The sequence below is a fragment of the Streptomyces sp. NPDC052701 genome (assembly GCF_040678355.1).
Classification (GTDB): Bacteria; Actinomycetota; Actinomycetes; order Streptomycetales; family Streptomycetaceae; genus Streptomyces.
Genome location: NZ_JBFATO010000011.1, coordinates 158692 through 184130, shown reverse-complemented (window position 1 = coordinate 184130; position 25439 = coordinate 158692). Strand labels below are relative to the sequence as shown.

General features: G+C 72.4%; 24 protein-coding genes. 10 read left to right on the top strand and 14 right to left on the bottom strand.

Going from position 1 to position 25439, the window contains the following annotated elements; translation table 11 throughout:
- The first annotated feature begins 293 nt into the window (after positions 1–293).
- The 5 genes from folP (at position 294) to AB0L29_RS15725 (ending at position 3473) form a co-directional block, all read left to right on the top strand.
- Positions 294–1184 (top strand): dihydropteroate synthase, encoded by an 891-nt coding sequence (gene folP / locus AB0L29_RS15745; RefSeq protein ID WP_365827332.1) that lies wholly within the window; start codon positions 294–296, stop codon positions 1182–1184.
- Positions 1181–1693: a nuclear transport factor 2 family protein gene (locus tag AB0L29_RS15740; RefSeq protein WP_365827330.1), complete on the top strand. Its 513-nt coding sequence runs from the start codon at positions 1181–1183 to the stop codon at positions 1691–1693. Before folP ends, AB0L29_RS15740 begins: the two co-directional genes overlap by 4 nt.
- 258 nt (positions 1694–1951) lie before the next feature.
- Positions 1952–2311 carry a dihydroneopterin aldolase gene (folB, locus tag AB0L29_RS15735; RefSeq protein WP_365827328.1) on the top strand — a complete coding sequence of 120 codons (360 nt, stop codon included), beginning with the start codon at positions 1952–1954 and terminating at the stop codon, positions 2309–2311.
- A complete protein-coding gene (folK, locus tag AB0L29_RS15730; protein ID WP_365827326.1) occupies positions 2308–2928 on the top strand; it encodes a 2-amino-4-hydroxy-6-hydroxymethyldihydropteridine diphosphokinase in 621 nt (206 codons plus the stop codon). Before folB ends, folK begins: the two co-directional genes overlap by 4 nt.
- Before the next feature lie 56 nt (positions 2929–2984).
- The gene (locus AB0L29_RS15725) at positions 2985–3473 is read left to right on the top strand and encodes a DUF3180 domain-containing protein (RefSeq protein WP_365827324.1); all 489 of its coding nucleotides are present in this window, start codon (positions 2985–2987) and stop codon (positions 3471–3473) included.
- Positions 3474–3531: 58 nt separating this feature from the next.
- Here AB0L29_RS15725 and folE read toward each other — a convergent pair whose 3' ends face one another.
- The 6 genes from folE to dacB all read right to left on the bottom strand — a co-directional run bounded on the left by folE (position 3532) and on the right by dacB (position 11234).
- Positions 3532–4137: a GTP cyclohydrolase I FolE gene (folE, locus tag AB0L29_RS15720; protein WP_365827322.1), complete on the bottom strand. Its 606-nt coding sequence runs from the start codon at positions 4135–4137 to the stop codon at positions 3532–3534.
- 140 nt (positions 4138–4277) lie between these two features.
- On the bottom strand, positions 4278–6320 hold the full coding sequence (gene ftsH, locus AB0L29_RS15715; RefSeq protein WP_365827320.1) for an ATP-dependent zinc metalloprotease FtsH: 2043 nt from the start codon (positions 6318–6320) through the stop codon (positions 4278–4280).
- A 186-nt stretch (positions 6321–6506) separates the two neighbouring features.
- The gene (gene hpt / locus AB0L29_RS15710; RefSeq protein WP_031115895.1) at positions 6507–7067 is read right to left on the bottom strand and encodes a hypoxanthine phosphoribosyltransferase; all 561 of its coding nucleotides are present in this window, start codon (positions 7065–7067) and stop codon (positions 6507–6509) included.
- Between the two features lie 76 nt (positions 7068–7143).
- A complete protein-coding gene (gene tilS, locus AB0L29_RS15705; RefSeq protein ID WP_365827318.1) occupies positions 7144–8229 on the bottom strand; it encodes a tRNA lysidine(34) synthetase TilS in 1086 nt (361 codons plus the stop codon).
- 192 nt (positions 8230–8421) lie between these two features.
- Positions 8422–9555: a zinc-dependent metalloprotease gene (locus AB0L29_RS15700; RefSeq protein WP_365827316.1), complete on the bottom strand. Its 1134-nt coding sequence runs from the start codon at positions 9553–9555 to the stop codon at positions 8422–8424.
- Positions 9556–9653: 98 nt separating this feature from the next.
- Positions 9654–11234 carry a D-alanyl-D-alanine carboxypeptidase/D-alanyl-D-alanine-endopeptidase gene (gene dacB, locus AB0L29_RS15695; protein WP_365827314.1) on the bottom strand — a complete coding sequence of 527 codons (1581 nt, stop codon included), beginning with the start codon at positions 11232–11234 and terminating at the stop codon, positions 9654–9656.
- A 79-nt stretch (positions 11235–11313) separates the two neighbouring features.
- Here dacB and AB0L29_RS15690 point away from each other — a divergent pair, with 79 nt between their 5' ends.
- Positions 11314–11805, top strand: a complete 492-nt coding sequence (locus AB0L29_RS15690) for an inorganic diphosphatase (RefSeq protein WP_365827389.1) — start codon at positions 11314–11316, stop codon at positions 11803–11805.
- Between the two features lie 132 nt (positions 11806–11937).
- A complete protein-coding gene (locus AB0L29_RS15685; protein ID WP_365827312.1) occupies positions 11938–13641 on the top strand; it encodes a threonine/serine exporter family protein in 1704 nt (567 codons plus the stop codon).
- A gap of 130 nt (positions 13642–13771) precedes the next feature.
- Here AB0L29_RS15685 and AB0L29_RS15680 read toward each other — a convergent pair whose 3' ends face one another.
- A complete protein-coding gene (locus AB0L29_RS15680; RefSeq protein WP_365827310.1) occupies positions 13772–14803 on the bottom strand; it encodes a VTT domain-containing protein in 1032 nt (343 codons plus the stop codon).
- A gap of 386 nt (positions 14804–15189) precedes the next feature.
- A complete protein-coding gene (locus AB0L29_RS15675) occupies positions 15190–15963 on the bottom strand; it encodes a MerR family transcriptional regulator (RefSeq protein WP_365827308.1) in 774 nt (257 codons plus the stop codon).
- Positions 15964–16083: 120 nt separating this feature from the next.
- Here AB0L29_RS15675 and AB0L29_RS15670 point away from each other — a divergent pair, with 120 nt between their 5' ends.
- Positions 16084–17370, top strand: coding sequence for an ion channel protein (locus AB0L29_RS15670; protein WP_365827306.1), 1287 nt, complete (start codon positions 16084–16086; stop codon positions 17368–17370).
- Positions 17371–17425: 55 nt separating this feature from the next.
- A complete protein-coding gene (locus AB0L29_RS15665; protein ID WP_365827304.1) occupies positions 17426–18829 on the top strand; it encodes a glutamate decarboxylase in 1404 nt (467 codons plus the stop codon).
- A gap of 200 nt (positions 18830–19029) precedes the next feature.
- Here the strand turns inward: AB0L29_RS15665 and AB0L29_RS15660 are convergent, their stop codons facing one another.
- The 6 genes from AB0L29_RS15660 to AB0L29_RS15635 form a co-directional block, all read right to left on the bottom strand.
- Positions 19030–19797, bottom strand: coding sequence for an ABC transporter permease (locus tag AB0L29_RS15660; RefSeq protein ID WP_365827302.1), 768 nt, complete (start codon positions 19795–19797; stop codon positions 19030–19032).
- Positions 19794–20756, bottom strand: a complete 963-nt coding sequence (locus tag AB0L29_RS15655) for an ATP-binding cassette domain-containing protein (RefSeq protein ID WP_365827300.1) — start codon at positions 20754–20756, stop codon at positions 19794–19796. Before AB0L29_RS15655 ends, AB0L29_RS15660 begins: the two co-directional genes overlap by 4 nt.
- Before the next feature lie 73 nt (positions 20757–20829).
- Complete coding sequence (locus AB0L29_RS15650) at positions 20830–21471, bottom strand: PadR family transcriptional regulator (RefSeq protein ID WP_365827298.1); 642 nt, start codon at positions 21469–21471, stop codon at positions 20830–20832.
- 25 nt (positions 21472–21496) lie between these two features.
- On the bottom strand, positions 21497–22045 hold the full coding sequence (locus tag AB0L29_RS15645) for a DinB family protein (protein ID WP_365827296.1): 549 nt from the start codon (positions 22043–22045) through the stop codon (positions 21497–21499).
- 117 nt (positions 22046–22162) lie between these two features.
- Positions 22163–23623, bottom strand: coding sequence for an aldehyde dehydrogenase family protein (locus tag AB0L29_RS15640; RefSeq protein ID WP_365827294.1), 1461 nt, complete (start codon positions 23621–23623; stop codon positions 22163–22165).
- A gap of 118 nt (positions 23624–23741) precedes the next feature.
- Positions 23742–24566 (bottom strand): helix-turn-helix transcriptional regulator, encoded by an 825-nt coding sequence (locus AB0L29_RS15635; protein ID WP_365827387.1) that lies wholly within the window; start codon positions 24564–24566, stop codon positions 23742–23744.
- A gap of 350 nt (positions 24567–24916) precedes the next feature.
- On the opposite strand from AB0L29_RS15635, the gene AB0L29_RS15630 reads away from it, so the two are divergent.
- Positions 24917–25435, top strand: coding sequence for an ATP-binding protein (locus tag AB0L29_RS15630; RefSeq protein WP_365827292.1), 519 nt, complete (start codon positions 24917–24919; stop codon positions 25433–25435).
- The last annotated feature ends 4 nt before the right edge of the window (positions 25436–25439 follow it).

Sequence of the window (25439 nt, the reverse complement as noted above, 5' to 3'; positions counted from 1 at the left end):
AAGGCCGCACGACGGGTCACAAGGCCGACGCGACCGGGCACAAGGCCGACGCGACCGGACCCCACGCCCGCGACCCGGCGCGAGACCGTCGCAAGGCTGTCGTGAGGCTGTCGCGAGACCGTCGCGGCGGCACACGAGGCCGGCGCAGCCGACCGCCGCGGCGGCACCGCCGGGCGCACCGCCGGCGCGGCCCGAGGGCACCCGTGACGGGCCGGGGCACGATCCGGTCCCCGCCGCGGGCCTCCGCTCGGGCCGCGGCGCTGTCCGGCCGCCCCCGGGCCTACGCTGAACGTATGAGCAACCAGAGCGGACGCGGGCGCGTGGCAGGCCTTCCGGTATGGGACCGCTGCGCGGTCATGGGAGTCGTGAACGTGACACCGGACTCCTTCTCCGACGGCGGCCGCTGGTTCGACACGACGGCCGCCGTCAAGCACGGCCTCGCCCTGGTCGGCGAGGGCGCGGACCTGGTCGACGTCGGCGGCGAGTCCACCCGGCCCGGCGCCACCCGCGTGGACGAGGCCGAGGAGCTCAGGCGCGTCGTCCCCGTCGTCCGCGGCCTCGCCTCCGAGGGCGTCACGATCTCCGTCGACACCATGCGCGCCTCCGTCGCCGAGCAGGCCCTCGCGGCCGGCGCCGCCCTCGTCAACGACGTCAGCGGCGGCCTCGCCGACCCCGCGATGATCCCGGTGGTGGCACAGGCGCAGGCCCCCTTCGTCGTCATGCACTGGCGCGGCTTCCTGCAGGGCGGCAACGTCAAGGGCGTCTACGGCGACGTCGTCACCGAGGTCGTCGACGAGCTGCACGCGCGCATACAGGCCGTCCTGGAGGGCGGCATCGCCCCCGAGCGGGTCATCGTCGACCCCGGCCTGGGCTTCTCCAAGGACGCCGAGCACGACCTCGCGCTCCTCGCCCACCTCGACCGTCTCCTCGGCCTCGGTCACCCGCTGCTCGTCGCCGCCTCCCGCAAAAGGTTCCTCGGCCGCGTCCTGGCCGGCCCGGACGGCGCGCCCCCACCCGCGCGCGAGCGGGACGCGGCCACCGCCGCCGTCTCCGCGCTCGCGGCACGGGCCGGCGCGTGGGCGGTGCGCGTCCACGAGGTGCGCGCGACGGCGGACGCGGTACGGGTCGTGCGGGCCGTCGAAGAGGCGCGCGAGGCGGCCGGCAGCGCAGAAGGCACGCGGTGAGCGCCCCCCACACCGACGTCGAGCAGGTCGAGGCCGCCAACACCGCCTTCTACGAGGCGATGGAACGGGGCGACTTCGAGGAACTGGCGTCGCTCTGGCTGACCCCCGCCGACCTGGGCGTCGACGAGACCTACCACGACCCGGCCGACACCGGCGTGGTCTCCTGCGTGCACCCGGGCTGGCCGGTGCTCACCGGCCGGGGCGAGGTCCTCAGGTCGTACGCGCTGATCATGGCGAACACCGACTACATCCAGTTCTTCCTCACCGACGTGCACGTCTCGGTCACCGGCGACACCGCCCTGGTGACCTGCACGGAGAACATCCTCAGCGGCGGCCCGGCCCCCGAGGGGAGCGAGGAACTCGGCCCCCTCGTCGGCCAGCTGGTGGTCGCCACCAACGTGTTCCGGCGCACACCCGACGGCTGGAAGCTGTGGTCGCACCACGCCTCCCCCGTGCTCGCCGAGACCGACGACAACGACGAGAACCCGGACGACGACTCACCCGCCTGAGCGGGTAGACGGGCCTGGAGGACGCCCGCCGGGACGAGGCCGCGGCGGGAGCGACGGACCCGCGGGCAGGAGACTGCCGGCCCCTGGGCCGCCGGGTTCCCGGGGAGGACGCGACGGCCCCTCCCCGGCCCCGGCCCGGACCCGCCGCCCCCGTGGCCCGGCCCCGGCCGTGCCCGCGGGTAGATTCGACCGGGGCCGGGATGCCGCCCGCACGCGGCGCCCGCCGGCCCGAGACCGACGACTGCAGGAGTGATTCGCGTGGATCGTGTCGCGCTGCGCGGCCTGAAGGCCCGCGGGCACCACGGGGTGTTCCCCAGGGAGCGCGAGGAGGGCCAGACCTTCATCGTGGACCTCGTCCTGGGGCTGGACACCCGGCCGGCCGCCGCCGACGACGACCTGACGAAGACCGTGCACTACGGCATCGTGGCGGAGGAGGTCGTGGCCGTCGTCGAGGGCGAGCCCGTCGACCTCATCGAAACGCTCGCCGAGCGCATCGCCCAGGTCTGTCTGAAGCACGAGACGGTCCAGGAGGTCGAGGTCTGCGTCCACAAGCCGGACGCGCCGATCACGGTCCCCTTCGACGACGTGACCGTCACCATCACCCGGAGCCGGGTGTGACCGCGCCGTTCGCCGAGGGCACCGGCGGCACCGGCGACCCGACCGTACAGCCCGTGCCCGCCTCGGTCGTCGACACGGTCGACGCCGCCGACACCACCCTGCACAACCCGCAGCGGGCCGTGATCTCCATCGGCTCGAACCTGGGCAACCGCCTGGAGACCCTCCAGGGCGCCGTGGACGCCCTGGCCGACACCCCCGGTGTCCGGGTCAAGGCGGTCTCCCCGGTGTACGAGACCGAGCCCTGGGGCGTGGACCCGGGCAGCCAGCCCTCCTACTTCAACGCGGTCGTGGTGCTGAGGACCACCCTGCCCCCGTCCTCGCTCCTGGAGCGGGCGCACGCCGTCGAGGAGGCCTTCCACCGCGTCCGGGACGAGCGCTGGGGCCCGCGCACCCTCGACGTCGACATCGTCTCCTACGCCGACATCGTCTCCGACGACCCGCGCCTCACGCTGCCCCACCCGCGCGCCCACGAGCGCGCCTTCGTCCTCGCCCCCTGGCACGACGTGGACCCCGGGGCCCGGCTCCCCGGGCACGGCGCGGTGGCCGACCTCCTCGACGGCGTCACCCGGGAGGGCGTCACAGCGCGCGCGGACCTGGAACTCCGGCTGCCCGAGTAGCCGTTAAGGTCGAGACGACCACGGTCCGTGGGACCGGGGGGAACCGAAAGGACACCGTGAGAGAGCTGCGCATCAGGCTGCTGGCCGGCGTTTTCGTCGTGGCCGCGGTCCTGTCCTGGGCGGGTGCCCGCCTGTGGAACTCGGTCGGGACCCTCCCCAGCGTCCCACTGGCCGCCCCCGTCGTCCTCGCCCTGATCGCCGTGGTCCTGCTGGCCACGGCGCTCTCGCTGCGCGCCCGTCTCAAGGCCCAGCGGGAGCGCCGTCCCGGCGCCAAGGGGGTCGACCCCCTGATGGCGGCCCGCGCGGTCGTCTTCGGCCAGGCCAGCGCCCTGGTCGCCGCCCTCGTCGCCGGCATGTACGGCGGCACGGGCGTCTTCCTGCTGGAGTCCCTCGACGTCCCCGCCCGCCGCGACCAGGCCGTCTACGCCGGTTTCTCGGTCCTGACCGGCATCGCGGTCATAGCGGCCGCCCTGTTCCTGGAGCGGGTCTGCAGACTCCCGGAGGACGACGAGAACAACGGCCCGGGCACGGCACCGGCCACGTGAGACCCGCGGCCTCATGAGACCCCCGGCCGCGTGGGACCCCCCGGGACGCCGGACGGCGTCAGCGCGCCATGATCAGGCTCATGGCCTCGTTGCGCGTCGCCGCGTCCCGCAGCTGCCCGCGCACGGCCGACGTCAGGGTCTTGGCGCCCGGCTTGCGGATGCCGCGCATCGACATGCACATGTGCTCGCACTCGATGACGACGATCACCCCCCGCGGCTCCAGGATCTCCATCAGCGAGTCGGCTATCTGCGTGGTGAGTCGTTCCTGCACCTGCGGACGGCGGGCGTAGACGTCCACGAGACGCGCCAGCTTGGACAGACCGGTGATCTTGCCGTTGGTGGCCGGGATGTACCCGACGTGCGCGACGCCCCTGAACGGCACCAGATGATGCTCACAGGTGCTGTACACCTCGATGTCCTTCACGAGCACCATCTCGTCGTGCCCGAGGTCGAACGTCGTCGTCAGCACGTCCTCGGGCTTCTGCCAGAGCCCGGCGAAGATCTCCCGGTACGCCCGCGCCACCCGCGCCGGCGTCTCGCGGAGCCCTTCGCGGTCCGGGTCCTCGCCGACCGCGATCAGCAGTTCGCGCACGGCGTTCTCGGCCCGCTTCTCGTCGAACTCGCCGATCTGGCCCTCGCCGTCCAGCGTCACGGGGTCGGTCATGTGGTGCCTCGTTCCTGTGCCTCACGCGCGGTGACACGTGTCTCATCCGCGGCCGCACGAAAAAGCCGCGCCCCCCAGGCTAGAACCAGGGGGGCGCGGCATCCATACCGGGCCCGGCGGGGCCGCCGGGAGAGCGGTGGTCAGCTCTCGGGGCGTTCCTCCGGGGTCCGCTCCGGCGTCGCGGAGGGGGGCTCCGCGACGGTGCTCTTCGCGGTGGTGATCGCCGGCGTCGCGCCGTTGGCCCCGTTGGTCAGTGCGAGCTCCTTCGGTGAGAGCACCGGCGGACGGGTGGACGGCGTGCGGCGCGAGGAGCCGGTCCAGGCGGGCCGCGGCGGGCGCTTGACGATCGGCGCGAAGATCTCGGCGATCTCCTCCTTGCCCAGCGTCTCCTTCTCCAGGAGGGCCAGGACGAGGTTGTCGAGGACGTCGCGGTTCTCGACCAGGATCTCCCACGCCTCGTTGTGCGCGGTCTCGATGAGCTTCTTGACCTCTTCGTCGACGAGCGCGGCGACCTCTTCGGAGTAGTCGCGCTGGTGCGCCATCTCCCGGCCGAGGAACGGCTCGGTGTTGTCGCCGCCGAACTTGATCGCGCCGAGCCGCTCGGTCATGCCGTACTGCGTGACCATCGCGCGGGCCAGGTTGGTGGCCTTCTCGATGTCGTTGGCGGCACCCGTGGTCGGGTCGTGGAAGACGAGCTCCTCGGCCGCACGGCCGCCCAGCATGTAGGCCAGCTGGTCCAGCATCTCGTTGCGGGTGGTGGAGTACTTGTCCTCGTCCGGCAGGACCATCGTGTAGCCGAGGGCCCGGCCGCGCGACAGGATCGTGATCTTGTGGACCGGGTCGGAGTTCGGCGAGGCCGCCGCGACCAGGGCGTGTCCGCCCTCGTGGTACGCGGTGATCTTCTTCTCCTTGTCCGACATGATCCGGGTCCGCTTCTGCGGGCCCGCGACCACGCGGTCGATCGCCTCGTCCAGCATCTTGTTGTCGATCAGCTTCTGGTCGCTGCGGGCCGTCAGCAGGGCGGCCTCGTTCAGGACGTTGGCCAGATCGGCACCGGTCATGCCGGGCGTGCGGCGGGCGACCGCCGACAGGTCGACGTCGGGCGCGACCGGCTTGCCCTTCTGGTGGACCTTGAGGATCTCCAGACGGCCCTGCATGTCCGGGCGGTCGACCGCGATCTGGCGGTCGAAGCGGCCCGGGCGCAGGAGGGCCGGGTCGAGGATGTCGGGCCGGTTCGTCGCGGCGATCAGGATCACGCCGCCCTTGACGTCGAAGCCGTCCATCTCGACGAGCAGCTGGTTCAGGGTCTGCTCGCGCTCGTCGTGACCGCCGCCGAGGCCGGCGCCGCGGTGGCGGCCGACCGCGTCGATCTCGTCGACGAAGACGATCGCCGGGGCGTTCGCCTTGGCCTGCTCGAACAGGTCACGGACCCGGGAGGCACCGACACCGACGAACATCTCGACGAAGTCGGAACCGGAGATCGAGTAGAACGGGACGCCGGCCTCGCCCGCGACGGCACGCGCGAGCAGGGTCTTGCCGGTGCCGGGCGGGCCGTAGAGCAGAACGCCCTTGGGGATCTTGGCCCCCACGGCCTGGAACTTGGCCGGTTCCTGCAGGAACTCCTTGATCTCCTGGAGCTCCTCGACCGCCTCGTCCGAACCCGCCACGTCGGCGAACGTCGTCTTCGGGGTGTCCTTGGTGATGAGCTTGGCCTTGGACTTCCCGAAGTTCATGACACGGGAGCCGCCGCCCTGCATCTGGTTCATCAGGAACAGGAAGACGACCACGATGAGAACGAAGGGAAGCAGGGAGAGCAGGATCCCGACGAACGGATTCTGCTTGGACGGCGAGACGGTGTAGCCGTCCGGGATCTGCTTGTTCTGGTACTTGTTCTGCAGCGTGTCGGCGAGGGCCTTGCCCTGGTCACCGATGTAGCTCGCCTGGATCTTCGAGCTGCCCTCGACCTTTTCGCCGTCCTTGAGCTGGACCTTGACGATCTGTTCGTCGCCGGTGGTCAGCTTGGCCGACTCGACCCTGTTGTCATTGATCGCCTGGACGACCTGGCCCGTGTCCACCGTCTTGTAGCCGCCGGACGAGCCGACGACCTGCATCAACACGACCACGGCAAGGACGGCCAGCACGATCCACATGACCGGCCCACGGAAGTATCGCTTCACGTCCATCCATACGGAGCGGTGCCGCCCCGTCCCTCCTGCCATAGTGAGTTTGATAAAGGCTGTTCTTCGGACGGTACCCCAGCATTGTCACCCGAAGCCGCGTGAGACGGCTGGCGATCCGCCTACGCATGCTCCAACGGCGCGAAGCCCGCCGGGGTTCCCGATCACCGTCACGGCGCCCCCCGTAGGGGTTCAGCCGCCGTAGACGTGGGGCGCGAGCGTACCGACGAACGGGAGGTTGCGGTACTTCTCGGCGTAGTCCAGGCCGTAGCCGACGACGAACTCGTTGGGGATGTCGAAACCGACCCATTCCACGTCGATGGCGACCTTGGCGGCCTCGGGCTTGCGCAGCAGCGTGCACACCTTGAGGGAGGCGGGCTCGCGCGAGCCGAGGTTGGAGATCAGCCAGGACAGGGTCAGACCGGAGTCGATGATGTCTTCGACGATGAGGACGTGCTTGCCCTTGATGTCGGTGTCGAGGTCCTTCAGGATCCGCACCACACCGGAGGACTGGGTGCCCGCCCCGTACGAGGATACGGCCATCCAGTCCATGGTGACGGGGGTGGACAGCGCCCGCGCGAGGTCGGCCATGACCATCACCGCGCCCTTGAGGACTCCGACGATCAGCAGGTCCTTGCCCGCGTACTCCGCGTCGATCTTCGCGGCCAGTTCGGCCAGCTTCGCGTCGATCTCTTCCTTGGTGATGAGCACCTGCTGGAGGTCGGCACCCATGTCTTTCGCGTCCACCCGCATCACTTTCGGTCGGTCGTCCCACCGGCCGCTCCGGACCGCCTGCACGGCGCACCCGTGTGGCCGGTGGGGTCAGGATTCAGCCTTGCCGAATCACCAGTCTGCCACCCTGGCGCCGGGCGACGACTTTGCCGGGGAGATTGATGGCCCCCTGACCGCGCCAGCCGGTGATCAGCCGGTCGACTTCCTCGATGTGGCGGGCGAACAGCGAACCGGCCGGAGCGCCGGCCTCGATGACGGCGCGGCGCAGGACGCGGCGGCGCACGGCCGGCGGCAGCGCGTACAGCTTGGCGCACTCCAGCCGGCCGGCGGCGTCGCGGACGCCGGCCTCGGCCTGCGCGGCCCAGGCGTCCAGGGCGTCGGCGTCGTCGCGGGAGAGCTGGGCGGTCCGGGCCAGGGCCTCCACGACGCCCTTGCCCAGGGCCTTCTCCAGGGCGGGCAGGCCCTCGTGCCGCAGCCGGGACCTGGTGTAGGCCGGGTCGGCGTTGTGGGGGTCGTCCCAGACGGGCAGGGACTGGACCATGCAGGCCTTGCGGGCGGTCTGCCGGTCGAGCTGGAGGAAGGGGCGCCGGTAACGGCCGCCGGCCCCCGAGACCGCGGCCATTCCGGACAGGGAGCGGATGCCGGAGCCGCGGGCGAGGCCCAGCAGGACGGTCTCGGCCTGGTCGTCGCGGGTGTGGCCGAGCAGGACGGCGGCGGCGCCGTGGCGCTCGGCGACGGCGTCGAGGGCGGCGTAGCGGGCGTCGCGGGCGGCTGCCTCGGGTCCGCCGTCGCGGCCGACGGTGACGGCCACGGACTCCACCGGGTCGAGGCCGAGTTCGCGCAGTCGCAGCACGACCTCGTCGGCGCGCAGGTCGGAGCCGGGCTGGAGGCCGTGGTCGACGGTCACGCCGCCGGCCCGGACGCCGAGCCTGGGCGCCTCGAAGGCGAGGGCGGAGGCGAGCGCCATGGAGTCGGCGCCGCCGGAGCACGCCGCGAGCACGAGCGGCGACGGGGGGCGCCCGTGGGCCGTCTGCACCGCGCCCTCGTGCGCCCTCGCGCGTGCGGGCGCGTGAACCGTCGCGTACGGGGGCTCGGCGGTGCTGCCGGTGTGGTCGGTGAGGATGTCGTGGAGGACGCGGCGGACCGCCAGGCGTATCGCCGCGACCGCAGGATGGGGACCCATGTCCGGTTCCCTTCATGAAGTTTTCGGGGGTGAGCCCGAGGTTCGGTCACTCAGAGTGTGTAGATGGTGACAGAACCGGGCCGTTCCCCGAGCATTGCACGCCTACCCCTCGCTCACGGTCCCTCGGACGGGTGATTGAAGGGGCGTTCGCCTGCCGTCGGCCGGATTCCTTTCACGACCGCTCCACCGCGTTCACGCCTCGTTCCTGCGGTGCACCCGCGCGATCCAGTCCGCCGGTTTGGCGATCTCCGACTTGGTGGGGAGGGTGTTGGGCGAGGTCCACACGCGGTTGAAGCCGTCCATGCCGACCTCTCCGACGACGGCCCGTACGAAGCGCTCGCCGTCCCGGTACTGCCGGAGCTTGGCGTCCAGGCCGAGCAGCTTGCGCAGGGCCATGTCCAGGCGGGAGGCGCCCTTGGCGCGGCGCTGCTGGAACTTCTCGCGGATCTCGGCGACGGACGGCACGACCGCCGGGCCGACGCCGTCCATCACGAAGTCGGCGTGGCCCTCCAGCAGGGACATCACCGCGGTGAGGCGGCCGAGGACCTCCCGCTGGGCCGGGGTCTGCACCAGTTCGACCAGGGAGCGCCCGCCGTCCTCCTCCTCGCCCTCGGGGCGGCCGCCGACGAGGGACTGGGCGGCCTCCCGGATGCGCTCCAGGACGGTCACGGGGTCGACGTCGGTCTCCGCGAGGAACGACTGGATCTCGCCCTCCAGGTGGTCGCGCAGCCAGGGCACCGCGGTGAACTGCGTGCGGTGCGTCTCCTCGTGCAGGGCCACCCACAGGCGGAAGTCGTGCGGTTCGACGTCGAGTTCGCGCTCGACGTGCACGATGTTGGGGGCGACGAGCAGCAGCCGGCCGTCGCCGTTCTCGCCGGCCGGGAGTTCGCGGGTGGCCGGGGCGAAGGTCTCGTACTGGCCCAGCACGCGGGAGGCGAGGAAGGACAGCAGCATCCCGAGTTCGACGCCGGTGACCTTGCCGCCGACGGCGCCGAGGACCGCTCCCCCGGCGCTGTTGCCGCGCCGTTCCTGCATCTTCTCCAGCAGCGGGCGGAGGATCTCCCGGAAGCCGGCGACGTTCGCCCGGATCCAGCCCGGGCGGTCGACGACCAGGACGGGGGTGTCGTGGCCCTCCTCGGTGGCCAGACGGGTGAAGCCCCGGACGTGTTCCTCCGAGGCCTTGGCGTGCCGGCGCAGCTCGGCGACGACGGCCCGGGCCTCGTCGCGGCTGACGTCGGGGCCCGGCCGTACCAGCCGGGTCGCGGTCGCGACCGCGAGATTCCAGTCGACCATGCCGGATGAGGCAGCACCACCGATGCTCGTCATGTGTCAACCGTACGTGAGCGCTCCCGCATGGGGCAGGGCGTGCGGTCCGGCGGGGGACGCCGGCCCGCCCGGGTGCCCGGCCCGGACGGTCCGGGCACCTACCGGCAGCCGCAGTCCGCCAGCGCCGTGGCCGCCTTGTCCAGGGCCGACTGGGCGGTGGTGGCGTCCTGGGTGCCCGTGGCCAGGAAGGCGAAGGCCAGCAGGCGTCCGTGCCGGTCCACGACCGTGCCCGCCAGGGCGTTGACGCCCGTCAGGGTGCCGGTCTTGGCGCGGACGACGCCGGCCGCGCCGTCCGCGTAGCGGCTCGCCAGGGTGCCGGTGAAGCCGGCGACCGGGAGGCCGGTGAGGACGGGGCGCAGTTCCGGGTGGGCCGGGTCGGCGGACTTCACGAGCAGGGCCGTCAGGGCGTCCGCCGACAGGCGGCCGGCGCGGTCCAGGCCGCTGCCGTCCTTGAAGGCCGAGCCCTTCACGGGCAGGCCCAGTCCGGTCAGCTGGGCGCGGATCGCCTGGCCCGCGCCGGCGAAGTCGGCCCGCTTGCCCGCCGCGATCGCCGTCTGGCGGGCGAGGGCCTCGGCGATGTCGTTGTCGCTGTGGGTGAGCATGCGTTCGACCAGGGCCGAGAGCGGGGGCGAGGAGACCGTGGCCAGGGTGGTGGCGCGGGTGCTCGCCTTCGACGGGCCCGGGGCCCGGGCCTTGATGCCGTGGTCGCCGAGGAGGTCGCCGAAGGTGCGGGCCGCCTCCGCCGCCGGGTCCGGCACCCGCGGGGCCGGGCCGCTGGTGGAGTCGTCGGTGCGGCCCTCGTCGGCCATCAGGGCGCTGACGGGGGCGAGGTTGTCGTTGACCCCGATCGGGTGCCTCTCGGAGCCGGCGTAGAGGGTCTTGTCGTAGGAGAGCGTGACCTCGCGGATGCCGCGCTGGGCCAGTGCCCCGGCCGTTCTGCCGGCGAGCGCGCGCAGGCTCGCCGAGTCGCCGGCGTCCTTGCGGGCCGTGAGGGTCGGGTCGCCGCCGCCGACCAGGACGACCTCGTTGGTGTCGGGTTCCAGGGCGGCGCGGGTGGGGATGCGGTGGTCCGCGCCGAGGGCGGACAGGGCGGCGACCGCCGTGGCGATCTTCGTGGTCGAGGCGGGGGTGAGCGCGTCGCCGGCGCCGGCGCCGTACAGGCGGCGGCCGGTGGTCACGTCGACGACCGCGGCGGAGTGGCGGGCGCCCAGCGCCGGGGCCGTCAGCAGGGGCTTCAGCAGGCCGGTGAGGGCCCTGCCGTCGGGGGCGGACTTCACGGTGCTGACGCCGCCGAGGCCGGTCAGCACGGCGGCGGCGCTGGGCGCGGGGCGCGGGGCGCCGGGTACCGGCGCGGACGTACGGCCGTGATCTGCGCCACGCGCCCGTTCGTGCGCGGCCGCCCGGTCCCGCTCGGCCGTACGCTGACCCGATGAGTCCCAGGGGCCGGTGGCGGCCACCACGCCGGCGGCCAGTGCCAGACCGGCGGCGGCGGCGCCGGCGGTGTACTGCCAGGTCCGCGCCATCGCGTGCCGGACCTGCGGTTTCGAGGCCCGTGCGAGCCGCGCGACCCGCGGCCTCGCGGCCGCCGCGGCCCGTGCCAGACGCGGTCGTACGGCGTGCGCGACCCGCACCACGTGCGGTCCCGCGGCCCGCCAAGGCCTCAGCTCCGGCACGGTCACCAGCCCCTTTCGCGATCACACGCCTGCGTGAGGGACACTTAACCACCAGAACTATGTGCTGATCATGGAGGAGCCACCGGTGGAGTTCGACGTCACGATCGAGATCCCGAAGGGTTCGCGCAACAAGTACGAAGTGGACCACGAGACGGGTCGGATCCGCCTGGACCGGCACCTTTTCACCTCGACGGTCTACCCGGCCGACTACGGCTTCATCGAGGGCACCCTCGGTGAGGACGGCGACCCGCTGGACGCCCTGGTCATCCTGGACGAGCCGACGTTCCCCGGCGTCCTCGTCAAGTGCCGCGCCGTCGGCATGTTCCGGATGCGCGACGAGGCCGGCGGCGACGACAAGGTGCTGTGCGTGCCGGCGTCCGACCCGCGGATGGAGCACCTGCGCGACATCCACCACGTGGCCGAGTTCGACCGCCTGGAGATCCAGCACTTCTTCGAGGTCTACAAGGACCTGGAGCCGGGCAAGTCGGTCGAGGGCGCCAACTGGGTGGGCCGCACGGACGCCGAGGCCGAGATCGAGCGGTCGTACAAGCGGTTCACGGAGCAGGGCGGTCACTGACATCCCCGAGGCCGCACAGGGCCCCGTGATGTTCACGAGACGCACGGGTCGCATGCACACGCGTGCGACCCGTGCGTCTCTGCGTGCGCATACTGTGACTCACGGACGGTGTCGCACAGGGAGCGCTACGCAGTGACGGACGCGGAGGACCGCAAGCCGCAGTCGGACGAGGCGAGGACCACCTTCCCGCCGATGCCGCGCGCCGGGAGCGCGGCGCCGGCCGACCCGGAGTCGTCGGCCACGTCCGAGTTCGCCCTCCCCCAGGGGCTGGCCGTCGCCAGGGCCGGTACGGAGTCCGAGGCCACGTCGGAGTTCGCCCTGCCGCAGGGGCTCGACGTCCCGCCGGCGCAGCCGGCCGGACCGGAGGGGTCGGCGTTCAGCCCGCCGAGCACCTACAGCGCCAGGAACGCCCCGCCCGCGTTCACGCCCCCGGCCGGGACACCCGTGGTCAGCCTGACGAAGGACGTGCCCTGGCAGGACCGGATGCGCACGATGCTGCGCATGCCGGTGGCCGAGCGGCCGGCCCCGGAGCCGGTGCAGCGGGCGGAGGAGGGCGGCCCGGCCGTCCCGCGCGTGCTCGACCTGACGCTGCGCATCGGCGAACTGCTGCTGGCGGGCGGGGAGGGCGCCGAGGACGTGGAGGCGGCGATGTTCGCCGTGTGCCGGTCGTACGGCCTGGACCGGTGCGAGCCCAACGTCACCTTCACGCTGCTGTCGATCTCCTACCAGCCGTCCCTGGTGGACGACCCGGTGACGGCGTCCCGCACGGTGCGCCGCCGGGGCACCGACTACACGCGGCTGGCGGCCGTCTTCCGGCTGGTGGACGACCTCAGCGATCCCGAGACGCAGGTCTCCCTGGAGGAGGCCTACCGGCGGCTCGCGGAGATCCGCCGCAACCGCCACCCCTATCCGGGCTGGGCGCTGACCACGGCGAGCGGGCTGCTCGCGGGCGCGGCATCGGTGCTCGTCGGCGGTGACGTGGTCGTCTTCGTCGCGGCCGCGCTGGGCGCGATGCTCGGCGACCGGTTGGCGTGGCTGTGCGCGGGGCGGGGGCTGCCGGAGTTCTACCAGTTCACGGTGGCGGCGACGCCCCCGGCCGCGATCGGGGTGGCCCTGACCCTGGCGCACGTCGACGTGAAGGCGTCCGCCGTCATCACCGGCGGGCTGTTCGCGCTGCTGCCCGGACGGGCGCTCGTGGCGGGTGTGCAGGACGGTCTGACCGGCTTCTACATCACCGCCTCCGCGCGTCTGCTGGAGGTCCTGTACTTCTTCGTGGGCATCGTCGTCGGGGTGCTGGTGGTGCTGTACTTCGGCGTCCAGTTCGGCGCCAAGCTCAACCCCGACGCGGCGCTCGGCGAATCCGGGCAGCCGATGGTGCAGATCGGCGCGTCGATGCTGCTGTCGCTGACCTTCGCGGTGCTGCTGCAGCAGGAGCGGTCGACCGTGCTGTGGGTGACCCTCAACGGGGGCGTCGCGTGGGCGGTGTACGGCGCGATGCACGACGCGGGCGGCATCTCGCCGGTCGCCTCCACGGCTGTCGCGGCCGGAGTGGTGGGGCTGTTCGGGCAGTTGCTGTCGCGGTACCGGTTCGCGTCGGCGCTGCCGTACACGACCGCGGCGATCGGGCCGCTGCTGCCGGGTTCGGCGACCTACTTCGGGCTGCTCGCCATCGCGCAGAACGAGGTCGACGCGGGGCTGGTGTCGCTGACCAAGGCGGTCGCCCTGGCCATGGCCGTCGCGATCGGGGTGAACCTCGGGTCGGAGATCTCGCGGCTGTTCCTGCGGATCGGGTCGGCGGAGAAGCGGCGGGCCGCGAAGCGGACGCGGGGGTTCTAGGCCTCGTTCGGATCATTCCGGCGTCGCGGGGCCCGGTACCGGGCGCCCACCGGCTCGGGGTTGCCGCGCGCGGGCGGCCGCGGGTTCCCCGTGGCCGCCCGTGCGGTGTCCCGCGTCCGCGGGGGCCGGCTCAGTGGCCCCGGTCGTAGGGGTACTGGCCGTCCTGCCGGTAGTCCTGCTGCGGGTCGTAGCCGCCCTGGCCCTGGTCCCGATAGCCGCCGTGGCCCTGGTTCTGGTAGCCGCCGTGGCCCTGGTTCTGGTAGCCGCCGTGGCCCTGGTTCTGGGGGTACTGGCCGTAGTACTGCTGGTCGTGGCCGCCCTGGTCGTAACCGCCCTGGCTTCGGCCGTAGGACTGCTGGTGGCCCTGGTGGTACCCCTGGTCGGGGTACCCCTGGTCGGCGTATCCCTGGTTCCCGTACGGGGGCTGCTCGTGGTTCCCGTACGAGGGCTGCTCGGCCGGGGGGATGCGGCGCAGCTGGGTCGTCGCGTCGTCCATGACGGGGGGCTGCGGCTGCCGGCCCGCCGGGGCCTCGGCCGCGGCGCGCTTCTTCTTGCCGCGCTCGCGCAGGTACTCGACGATGATCGGCACCACCGAGACGAGGACGATCAGGATGAGGATCGCCTCGACGTTCTTCTTGATGAAGTCGATCTGGCCGAGCCAGTAGCCGGCGACCGTGATGCCGGTGCCCCAGGCGACGCCGCCGATGACGTTGTACGTGAGGAACGTGCGGTACTTCATGCGGCCGGCGCCCGCCACGATGGGGGCGAAGGTGCGCACGATCGGCACGAAACGGGCCAGGACGATCGCCTTCGGCCCGTATCGCTCCATGAACTCGTGGGCCTTGTCCAGGTTCTCCTGCTTGAAGAGCTTGGAGTTGGGGCGGTTGAAGAGCTTCGGGCCCAGGAACTTGCCGATCATGTAGCCGACTTGGTCGCCGACGACGGCGGCGATCACGATCAGCGTGCACACCAGCCACAGGGGCTGGCTGATGTAGTCCCCCTTGGCCACGAACAGGCCCGCCGTGAACAGCAGGGAGTCGCCGGGCAGGAAGGCGAAGAGCCCGGACTCCGCGAAGACGATCAGCAGGATGCCGGGCAGGCTGAACGTCGAGATCAGGTAGTCCGGGCTGAGCCACTCGGGGCCGAGCGCAAGCGTGGTCACGGGGATGTGGCTCCTGCTGCTGGGGGACGGGCTGGGGCTGGCTGCCAAAATTATCAACGCAGCCGTGCGGCCCCGGGTTCCATGGGGGTACCCAGGATGCACCGTGGCTCCCCCGGGGCAAAGCCGGGAGCCGCGGACGCCGACGAGTACGGCGGCGGACGGGACCCGAGCCCGGTGTCCCGGCCAGTCACGACGGACGGCGTCCCGGGCCACCGGGCCGAACGGGCGCCGGGCGAGGGGCCCGCAGGGCTCGATGGGGCATCGCGGCGGAGCACGAGGACCTCCTGAGCACCGGTGCGGACGCCGCGGTCCGCACCGGAGTCCGGCGGGCTCTCGCCTCTTCGGGCGCCCGGCAGGCGCGTCACCGCCGTCCCGGGACGGCACGCCTAGGCCGGGGCGTGCCGTCCCGCGTTCGCGGCGATCGCCTCCCTGAGGTGCTCGGCGAGACCCGGCCGCATGGCGTCGTAGTACGCCCTGAAGCGCTCGTCGGAGACGTACATCTCACCGAGGCACGTGTGGATCTCGTACGTGCACTCGTAGTACCAGCGGCAGATGTGCTGCCGGTGCTCCTCGGCCAGGTCCATGGCCGCCTCGCCGGCCGGGGGCTGACCGGCGGTCATCAGGGCGCCGTAGCGCTCGCCCCAGTCGGCGGCCTCGGCCTGGATGCGCTTCCAGTCCTCCTTGGTGTAGCGGGCGACCCGGCGCTGCGACTCGGCGTACTCGCGCGTGCCGCCCCAGCGCTGCCCGGCCTCCTCGGCGTACTGCTCGGGGTCCTCGTCCCCGAACACCTCGAACTTCTCCTCGGGCGTGAGGTGGATGCCCATCGTGTGTGCCTCCATGGCGTGCTCCACGGCCGCCGCCATCTTCCGCAGCTTCTCGATCCGGGCGGTCAGCAGTTCGTGCTGGCGGCGCAGGTGCGCGCGCGGGTCCGCTTTCCCGGTGGCCTGATCGTCGAGCAGGGCGGCGACCTCGTCGAGCGGGAAGCCGAGCTCCCGGTAGAACAGGATCTGCTGCAGCCGGTCGAGGTCGGCGTCGCTGTAACGCCGGTGGCCCGCGTGGCTGCGCTCGCTCGGGACGAGCAGGCCGATGTCGTCGTAGTGGTGCAGGGTGCGCACCGTGACTCCGGCGAAGCCGGCGACCTGTCCCACGGAGTAGCTCACTTCCGCTCCCTTCTCGGTACGCGCCCCAGGCTGGGCCCTCACGCGACGTGAGGTGCAAGCCGGTTTCCGCACGCGGATGTTGCGCCAGGTTTGTCCGCTTAGCCCGTTTATCGTGAGCCCGTGGTCCAGGACAGCACACCCCAGGCCCCCTCCTCCGCCCCGGCGACCCCGGCCCGGGCCCTGCTGCCGTCGGTCCTGCCGGCGCTGGCCGTGGGGGTGGGAGCGGCCCTGCTCCTGCTGGGCGTGAGCGCGGCGGCCGAGGAGCTCCAGGACGTGCTGTGGCGGGACCTGCCCGACGCGCTCGGGGTGGGCCGGTACTCCGTGCTGTGGACGACCGTGATGCTCGTGGCGACCGGGGTCGCGGTCGGGCTGGTGGTGTGGAAGGCGCCCGGTCACGCGGGTCCCGACCCGGCGACCACCGGACTGGACGCGCCCGTGCTGCCGCCCGTGGTGCTGCCGGGGCTGCTGCTGGCGACCGCGCTGATGCTGGCCGGCGGACCGAGCCTGGGCCCCGAGAACCCGATCATCACGGTCAACGCCGGCCTGGCGGTCTGGCTGGGCGGCCGGGCCTTCCCCCGGACCCCGCGGCGCTCGTGGGCGGCGCTGGCGGAGGCGGCGACGATCGGAGCCCTGTTCGGCACGCCGGTGGCCGCCGCGCTCGTCATCTCCGAGGCGCTCGCCGGGCGGCGGACCGGGGGGCTGCTGTGGGACAACCTGTTCGCGCCGCTGACCGCGGCGGCGGCCGGCGCGCTCACCACCACGCTGGTGGCCCGTCCGAGCTTCGACCTGCACCTGCCCGCCCTGGGCCGCCCGGGCTGGAGCGACCTGCTGGCGGCGCTGACGGTCGCCCCGGCGGGCGCGCTGCTCGGCCTGTGCGCCGTCTACGCCCTCCCCCACGTCCACAGGGCGTTCCACGGGCTGCGCCACCCGATGCTGATGCTGCCGGCCGGCGGCGCCGTCCTGGCCGCCCTGGCGGCTCTGGGCGGCCCTCTGACGCTGTTCAAGGGACTCGACGAGATCGGGGAGCTGGCGCGCGATCCCGAGGGCCGGCCGGCGGGCGCGTTCGCCGTCCTGGCGGCGGTGAAGCTGGCCGCGCTGCTCGTCGCCGCGTCCTGCGGCTTTCGCGGCGGGCGCATCTTCCCGGCCGTCTTCGTCGGCACCGCCCTCGGCCTGTGCGCCCACGCGCTGGTGCCCGGGGTGCATCCGGCGGTGGGCGTCCCGGCGGGGGTGCTGGGCGTGCTGCTGGCCGTCACCCGGCAGGGCTGGGTCAGCCTGTTCACCGCCGCCGTCCTCGTCGCCTCGCCGTCGGTCCTCGCCCTGCTGTGCTTCGCCTCGCTGCCCGCCTGGCTGCTGGTCACCGGACGTCCGCAGATGCAGCTGCGCGCGGACGGCACGGCGATCCGGTGAGTGCCCCGTACCACTCCCGGCCCCCTTCCCCTTCCAGGAAATCCCGGAGGCATCCATGCCGCTCCACGAAGTCCCGCAGCACGACGGCCGCCCCCTGGCCGTCAACCCCTTCTACGGCCCGGCCGCCCCGGCCGGTGACATGGCCGAGGCCCCGCCCAAGCACCGGCTGCCCGCCGGCCCCATGGCCCCCTCGACGGCGTACCAGCTGGTGCACGACGAGCTGATGCTGGACGGCAACGCCCGGCTGAACCTGGCCACCTTCGTCACGACCTGGATGGAACCGCAGGCCGGGGCGCTGATGGCCGAGTGCCGGGACAAGAACATGATCGACAAGGACGAGTACCCGCGCACCGCCGAGCTGGAGCGGCGCTGCGTGGCGATGCTCGCCGACCTGTGGCACGCGCCCGACCCGTCGGCGGCCGTGGGGTGTTCGACGACCGGGTCGAGCGAGGCGTGCATGCTCGCCGGGGTGGCGCTGAAACGGCGCTGGGCGCGGCGCAACGCCGACCGGTACCCGGGCGCGCGCCCCAACCTCGTCATGGGGGTGAACGTCCAGGTCTGCTGGGAGAAGTTCTGCGCCTTCTGGGAGGTGGAGGCCCGTCAGGTGCCCCTGGAGGGCGAGCGCTTCCACCTCGACCCGCAGGCGGCGGCCGAGCTGTGCGACGAGGACACCATCGGGGTCGTCGGGATCCTCGGCTCGACCTTCGACGGGTCCTACGAGCCGATCGCCGAGCTGTGCGCGGCGCTCGACGCGCTGCAGGAGCGGACCGGCCTCGACGTCCCCGTGCACGTCGACGGGGCGTCCGGCGCGATGGTCGCGCCGTTCCTCGACGAGGACCTGCGGTGGGACTTCCGGCTGCCGAGGGTGGCGTCCGTCAACACCTCGGGGCACAAGTACGGGCTGGTCTACCCGGGGGTCGGGTGGGCGCTGTGGCGGGACGCGGACGCCCTGCCGGAGGAGCTCGTGTTCCGGGTGAACTACCTGGGCGGGGACATGCCCACCTTCGCGCTCAACTTCTCCCGGCCGGGCGCGCAGGTCGCGGCGCAGTACTACACGTTCCTGCGGCTGGGCCGGGAGGGGTTCCGGGCCGTGCAGCAGGCCGCGCGGGACGTGGCGCGCGGCCTGGCCGGACGTGTCGAGGCGCTCGGCGACTTCCGGCTGCTGACCCGGGGCGACCAGCTGCCCGTCCTCGCCTTCACCACGGCGCCGGAGGTGAGGGCGTACGACGTCTTCGACGTCTCGCGGCGGTTGCGGGAGAACGGCTGGCTGGTGCCCGCGTACACCTTCCCGCCGCACCGCGAGGATCTCGCCGTGCTGCGGGTGGTGTGCCGCAACGGGTTCTCCGCCGACCTCGCCGAGATGCTCGCGCAGGACCTGGAGCGGCTGCTGCCGGAGCTGCGCCGGCAGCCGGGTCCCCTGACGCACGACAGGGGCGCGGCCACCGGCTTCCACCACTAGGGCCTGTCGTCGAACTCCCGTCGTCCGCCCGGAGGGCGGGCCCCGCGGCGTCAGGTGCGTGCTCTCGGCGTGCCGGGCGCGGACCCTCGTACCGGATGTACTCGGGTCCGCGCCCGGTGCGGCGAGAGTGCGTGCAGGGCGTCGCGGGGCAGGCGGGAGTTCGACGACAGGCCTTAGGGCCTGTCGTCCGGACGGCACACCTAGCGGCTCAGCCCGGCGAACCTGCGGACCGCCAGCGGGAAGAACACCGCGAGCAGGACCAGGGGCCACACGACGGCGGGCCATACGTGCCCGGACTCGGTGCCCGGGGTGCCGAACAGGTCCCGTACGGCCGTGGCCGTGTGGGACATCGGGTTCCACTCGACGGCCGTGCCCAGCCAGCCGGGCATGGAGCCGGGCGCGGCCAGCGCGTTGGACAGGAAGCCGACCGGCCAGACCAGGATCTGCACGGCCGTCACCATCTCGGGCTTCCCGGCCACCAGCGCCAGGTGGATGCCGGTCCACAGCATCGCGAAGCGGAACAGCAGCAGCAGGCCCACGGCGCCCAGGAACGCGGGAAGGCCCCCGTGGGCGCGCCAGCCGAGCGCGTACCCGACGCCGGTCAGCACCGCCAGGGCCAGTGCCGACTGGAGCATGTCGGCGGCCGAACGGCCCACCAGCACCGCGCCGTCGGTCATCGGCATGGAGCGGAAGCGGTCGATGACGCCCTTGCCGAGGTCCTGGGTGACGGCGATCATCGTGCCCTCCAGGCCGAAGGCCATGGTGAGCGCGAGCATGCCGGGGACCAGGTAGTCGAGGTAGTCGCCGGTCACGCCCCGGCCGCCGCCGACCAGGTAGCCGAACATCAGCAGCAGCATCACCGGGAAGACCAGGCCGACGGCCACCTGGACCGGTTGCCGCCGCCAGCGGGCGAGTTCGCGGCGGGTCATGGTCCAGGAGTCGGCCAGGGCGTACGCGCTCGCGCTCATGCGGGTTCCTCCACTCGGCGGTCCTCTTCCGTGAGGTGCAGGAACACCTCGTCCAGCGTCGGCCGCCGCAGCGCGACGTCCTCGGCCTCGATCCCGGCCTCCTGCAGGGCGCGCACGACTCCGAACAGCGCCTCCATGCGGTCGGTGACCGGGGCGCTCAGCATGCGGCGGTCGGCGTCCACCGACACCGCCTCCCTCGGCACGGGCAGCAGGGCGACGGCTGCGCCCAGGTGCCCGGCGTCGCGCAGGACGACGTCGATGCGGTCGCCGCCGACTCGGGACTTGAGCTCCTCGGCCGTGCCCCCGGCGATGACGCGGCCGGCGTCGACCACCGAGATGCGGTCGGCGAGCTGGTCGGCCTCCTCCAGGTACTGGGTGGTGAGCAGGACCGTGGTGCCACCGCCTACCAGGGAGCGGACCGAGTCCCACACCTCGGCGCGCCCGCGCGGGTCGAGGCCGGTGGTCGGCTCGTCCAGGAACAGCACGTCCGGTTCGGTGATCAGGGAGGCGGCGAGGTCCAGGCGGCGCCGCATGCCGCCGCTGTAGGCGCGCACCGGTTTGCGGCCGGTGTCGGTGAGGCCGAAGCGCGCGAGGAGTTCGTCGGCACGCGCGCGTGCCCGCCGGGCGCCCAGGTGGTGCAGACGGCCGAACAGCTCCAGGTTCTGCCGGCCGCCGAGCTCCTCGTCGAGTGCCGCGTGCTGGCCGAGCAGTCCGATGCGCCGGCGCACGGCGTACGCCTCGCGCACCACGTCGTGCCCGGCCACCTCGGCCCGGCCCGCGTCGGGCCGCAGCAGGGTGGACAGGATCCTCACCAGGGTGGTCTTGCCCGCGCCGTTCGGGCCGAGCACCCCGTGCACGGTGCCGCGCGCGACCGTCAGGTCGAGCCCGTCCAGCGCGGGTCTGCCGCCTTTGCCGTAGTGCTTGCGTGCGCCTTCGACGGTGATCGCCGCTTCGGCCACTGGGACTCCTTCGTTAGTCAAACTTGACTACCGAAGTGAAGGTATGCCCGGACCGCACGTTAGTCAAACTTGATTAGCGAGTGTCCCCGGGATGCCGCTCCCCCGTCGCGTACGGGTTCTCCTGTCCCTCGGACAGGACGCCGACGAACGGCTCGCCCTCGCCGGCGAAGGTGTAGGCGCCGCCGCGGATGCGGTCGATCAGACCGCGGGTCCACTCGGCGCCGGTGTCGGCGGAGTGGACCCAGAAGTTCATGATCTCGCCGATGTGACCGAGTGGGCCGGGGCCGTCCTCGGGTGTGTAGTACTCGGTGACGGCCCTGCGCCACTCCTCGATGGCGCGCACCCGCTTCTCGAGCAGTTCCAGGGCCTCCGCGCGGCTGAGGTCGACCATGAAGCCGAGCGCGGCCGTGAGCGCGTCCGGCTTCTGGTCGTAGGCGGTCAGGGCCTCCCGCAGCAGCCGGAAGTACTCCTCGGTGCCCTGCTCGGTGACCTCGTACTCCGTGCGCGGCGGGCCGCCGGCGGTGGACGGGGCGATCTCGTGCGCGAGCAGCAGACCCTGTTTCGCCATCTGCTTCAGCGCGTGGTAGATCGAACCGGGCTTGGCGTTGGACCACTCATGCGCGCCCCAGTACTCCAGGTCGTTGCGCACCTGGTAGCCGTGGGCCCGCCCGTGCTGGCGGACCGCGCCGAGCACGAGGAGACGGATCGCTGACATGGCGCCCAGCGTAGGGCCCCGGGGATCAGCCCCCGGACGTGCCCTGCTCCAGGGCGACCAGCTCGAAGGCGGTCCTCCCGTCCAGCGACTCGCGGATGATGTCGGCGTGGCCGGCGTGCCGGGCGGTCTCGCGGATCAGGTGGAGCACCAGCCAGCGCACCGAGACACGGCCCTCCGGCGGGAACCAGGGCTGGTCCGGCAGCGCGAAGGTGTCGTCCAGGCTCGGCACCGAGCGGACGAACGCCTCCGTTTCGGCGGCGACCCTCTCCCAGTACGCCAGCTGCCCGGCGAGGCTCTCCCCGTCGACGAGCCGGAAGCACTCGGCCCAGTTCGTCTCGTCGCGCGTGACGGCCGGAGCCTCGCCCCTGGCCCGGGCGACCCAGCCCTGCTCGACCTCGGCGACGTGCTTGACCAGCCCGGCGAGGGACAGCTCGCTGGCACTGGGCCGGCTCGCGGCCTGCTCGTCCGTCAGCCCCAGCACCGCACGCCGGATGCCGCCGCGCTGCTCCGCCAGGAAGGAGAGCAGCGCACCGCGCTCGTCGCCGTGCGCCTCCGCGGGAACGTGAGTGACCATGACCGCCGCCTTTCGTCGGATCCCCCGGGCGGGAGGGACTTCCCCCGCCCGGCGTCTTTGACGCTACGGGCCCATGCGGACAGATCCTGTCCGCATGGGCCCGGCGGAGGCGAAGGACTAGAAGGGGAATCCGCTGCGGCCGTGCTGCACCGAGATCCACTTCGTGGTGGTGAAGGCGTCCAGCATCGTCTCGCCGTTCAGGCGGCCGATGCCGGAGTGCTTCTCGCCGCCGAAGGGGACGATCGGCTCGTCGTGCACGGTGCCGTCGTTGACGTGGAACATGCCGGTGTCGATCCGCTTGGCGAAGTTCACACCGCGCTCGACGTTCCCGGTGTGGACGGCGCCGCTGAGGCCGTACGGGCTGTCGTTGACGATGCGTACGGCCTCCTCCTCGCCGTCGAAGGGGACGAGGAAGGCCACCGGGCCGAAGACCTCCTGCCGCAGCAGGGCCGAGTCGGCGGGCAGGTCCGTCAGGACGGACGGCTCGACGAGGTTGTCGGTCCTGGCGCCGCGCACCAGGGCCGTGGCGCCCTCGGCGAGCGCCTGCTCGACCACCCCCGACACGGCCTCCGCCTGCGAGGAGTTGATGACCGGGCCGATGACGGTCTCGGGGTCGCGGGGGTCGCCGGCCTTGAGCGACCGGACCTTGGCGACGAACTTCCCGGTGAACTCCTCGGCGACCGAGCGGTCCACCAGGATCCGGTTCGCGGCCATGCAGACCTGGCCCTGGTGGACGTACCGGCTGAAGACGGCCGCGTCGACCGCGTAGTCGACGTCGGCGTCGTCGAGGACCACCAGGGCGCTGTTGCCGCCCAGCTCGAGGATGGAGCGCTTGAAGTGCGCGGCGCAGACGGTGGCCACGTGCCGGCCGACCTTGTCGGAGCCGGTGAAGGAGATGACCTTCGGGATCGGGTGCTCCAGGAAGGCGTCGCCTATCTCGGCTATGTCCGTGATGACGACGTTCAGCAGACCGCCCGGCAGCCCCGCGTCCTCGAAGAGCTTCGCGACCAGGGAGCCGCCGACGATCGGGGTGTTCTGGTGCGGTTTGAGCACCACGCCGTTGCCGAGCGCGAGGGCCGGCGCGACCGACTTGATCGACAGGAGGAAGGGGAAGTTGAAGGGGCTGATCACACCCACCACACCGACGGGCACGCGGTAGACGCGGTTCTCCTTGCCGTCGACCGGCGAGGGGATGATCCTGCCCTCCGGGGCCAGCGCCAGGTGGATCGCCTCGCGCAGGAACTCCTTGGCGAGGTGGAGCTCGAAGGCGGCCTTCAGGCGGGTGCCGCCGAGCTCGGCGACGATCGCCTCGGAGATCTCCGCCTCGCGCTCCCCGATCAGCGCCAGCGCCTTCTCGAAGACCGCGCGGCGGGCGTAGGGGTTGGTGGCCGCCCACTGCTCCTGGGCCCGCGCGGCGGCCCGGTACGCCTCGTCGACCTCGTCGGTCGTGGCGATGGTGATCGACGCCAGCTTCTCGCCGTCGTACGGGTCGAAGTCGATGATGTCCCAGGAGCCGGTGCCCGGGCGCCACTCACCGTCGATGTACTGCTGGGCGAGGTCGGTGAAGCAGGACGACATGTGATCCCTCAATCCCCCGCTGCCGGGGCAGGTCAAGCCATGGCAGTTCGAGCCGTGGCGGTCGACGCGGACTCCTGATCGACTTCACGGTCTGATCTCACGTCATCGTACTTGTGTTTCAGGAGAGTTGGAGGAGTCCCCGGAGAACGTCCCGGCTCTCCGAGGGGCCCGGGCTGTCCTGCTGGAGCTCCTTCAGCGCCCTCTCGTACTGGGCGACGTCCTCGGCCTTGTCGAGGTACAGGGCGCTGGTGAGCTGCTCCAGGTACACCACGTCCGACAGGTCGGACTCCGGGAAGCTGAGGATCGTGAACGCGCCGGACTCGCCGGAGTGGCCGCCGAAGCTGAACGGCATGACCTGGAGCCGGACGTTGGGCCGCTCGGAGACCTCGATCAGGTGCTGGAGCTGGCCGCGCATCACCGTGCGGTCGCCGTACGGGCGGCGCAGGGCGGCCTCGTCGAGGACGACGTGGAACTCGGGCGCGTTCTCCGCGACGAGGTACTTCTGCCGCTCCAGGCGCAGCGCCACGCGCTTTTCGACGTCCGCCTCGCTCGCGCCCCGCATGCCGCGCCGGACGACCGCGCGGGCGTACTCCTCGGTCTGCAGCAGGCCGTGCACGAACTGCACCTCGTAGGCCCGGATCAGGGAGGCCGCGCCCTCCAGGCCCACGTAGGTCGGGAACCAGCTGGGCAGCACGTCCGAGTAACTGTGCCACCAGCCCGCGACGTTGGCCTCCCTGGCGAGCGACAGCAACGAGGCGCGCTCCTGCTCGTCCGTGATGCCGTACAGCGTCAGCAGGTCCTCGACGTCCCTCGTCTTGAAGCTCACCCGGCCCAGCTCCATCCGGCTGATCTTCGACTCGGAGGCGCGGATCGAGTAGCCCGCCGCCTCGCGCGTGATCCCCCGCGCCTCACGCAGTCGCCTGAGTTGTGATCCGAGCAGCATGCGCCGCACCACCGATCCCGGCTCTCCCGCGCTCACGTTCGTCAGCCTCCCCAACGTTCCCAGGGGCCGAAGTCTGCCACTAAAACACTTCGAGCAGTACTCGTCCGGTTACGGAAACGGAACCGAGCCGGGCGAACCTCTCGGAAGCGGACGGGGAAGAAGCGGGGAACGGCGAGGGGGGAGCGGGAAAAGGACAGGGAAGTGACGGAAAAATTACCCAACAAGCGGCACGGGAGGGTCCATTTCGGTCACGTGCACGTGCATCTGCCCTTGCATCTGGTGTACGCATCCGAAACCATGGTCCCGCACCACCGCATCGCTTCGGCCGCGAACTCCCGGGAGTGCCTCGCATGGGGACGAATGGATCGACCATGCTCGAGCCTTTACGGCAGGGCCTTCCGCCGCTGGACCCCACGGCCGTGTCCGACGCCGCCTCCTGCGCCCTGCCCGCCCGCTACGAAGCGGTCCGCGAGGCGCGGCAGTTCACCCGCCGGACCCTGGACCAGTGGGAGCTGGGCGACCGCTTCGACGAGGTGTGCCTGGTGGTCTCCGAGCTGGTGACCAACGCCCTGCGGCACGGCCTGCCGGCCGGTGCGCCGCGCTGCGCGGAGCAGTACCCCCCCGTGCGGCTGCACCTGATGCGCTGGACGGAGCGGCTGGTGTGCGCGGTGCGCGACCCCAGCAACGACAGTCCCGTGGCCGGGGACTCGGAGGACTTCTCGGCCGAGTCGGGGCGGGGGCTGTTCCTCGTCGACTCCTTCAGCGACGGCTGGGGCTGGCACCCGCTCGCGGGCGCGCTCAGCGGCAAGGTGGTCTGGGCGCTGTTCCGGCTGCAGCAGAACACCGGGCTCCGGGACACCACCCGGTGAGATG

What these genes read in the sequence shown, in the direction of transcription:
- tilS (WP_365827318.1), bottom strand. Translation starts at nt 8,229, where the DNA reads ATGGGTCCCCATCCTGCGGTCGCGGCGATACGCCTGGCGGTCCGCCGC.
- hpt (WP_031115895.1), bottom strand. Translation starts at nt 7,067, where the DNA reads ATGCGGGTGGACGCGAAAGACATGGGTGCCGACCTCCAGCAGGTGCTC.
- AB0L29_RS15640 (WP_365827294.1), bottom strand. Translation starts at nt 23,623, where the DNA reads ATGTCGTCCTGCTTCACCGACCTCGCCCAGCAGTACATCGACGGTGAG.
- folE (WP_365827322.1), bottom strand. Translation starts at nt 4,137, where the DNA reads ATGACCGACCCCGTGACGCTGGACGGCGAGGGCCAGATCGGCGAGTTC.
- AB0L29_RS15630 (WP_365827292.1), top strand. Translation starts at nt 24,917, where the DNA reads ATGGGGACGAATGGATCGACCATGCTCGAGCCTTTACGGCAGGGCCTT.
- AB0L29_RS15645 (WP_365827296.1), bottom strand. Translation starts at nt 22,045, where the DNA reads ATGGTCACTCACGTTCCCGCGGAGGCGCACGGCGACGAGCGCGGTGCG.
- folP (WP_365827332.1), top strand. Translation starts at nt 294, where the DNA reads ATGAGCAACCAGAGCGGACGCGGGCGCGTGGCAGGCCTTCCGGTATGG.
- AB0L29_RS15650 (WP_365827298.1), bottom strand. Translation starts at nt 21,471, where the DNA reads ATGTCAGCGATCCGTCTCCTCGTGCTCGGCGCGGTCCGCCAGCACGGG.
- AB0L29_RS15635 (WP_365827387.1), bottom strand. Translation starts at nt 24,566, where the DNA reads ATGCTGCTCGGATCACAACTCAGGCGACTGCGTGAGGCGCGGGGGATC.
- AB0L29_RS15700 (WP_365827316.1), bottom strand. Translation starts at nt 9,555, where the DNA reads ATGACGAGCATCGGTGGTGCTGCCTCATCCGGCATGGTCGACTGGAAT.
- AB0L29_RS15660 (WP_365827302.1), bottom strand. Translation starts at nt 19,797, where the DNA reads ATGAGCGCGAGCGCGTACGCCCTGGCCGACTCCTGGACCATGACCCGC.
- ftsH (WP_365827320.1), bottom strand. Translation starts at nt 6,320, where the DNA reads ATGGACGTGAAGCGATACTTCCGTGGGCCGGTCATGTGGATCGTGCTG.
- AB0L29_RS15665 (WP_365827304.1), top strand. Translation starts at nt 17,426, where the DNA reads ATGCCGCTCCACGAAGTCCCGCAGCACGACGGCCGCCCCCTGGCCGTC.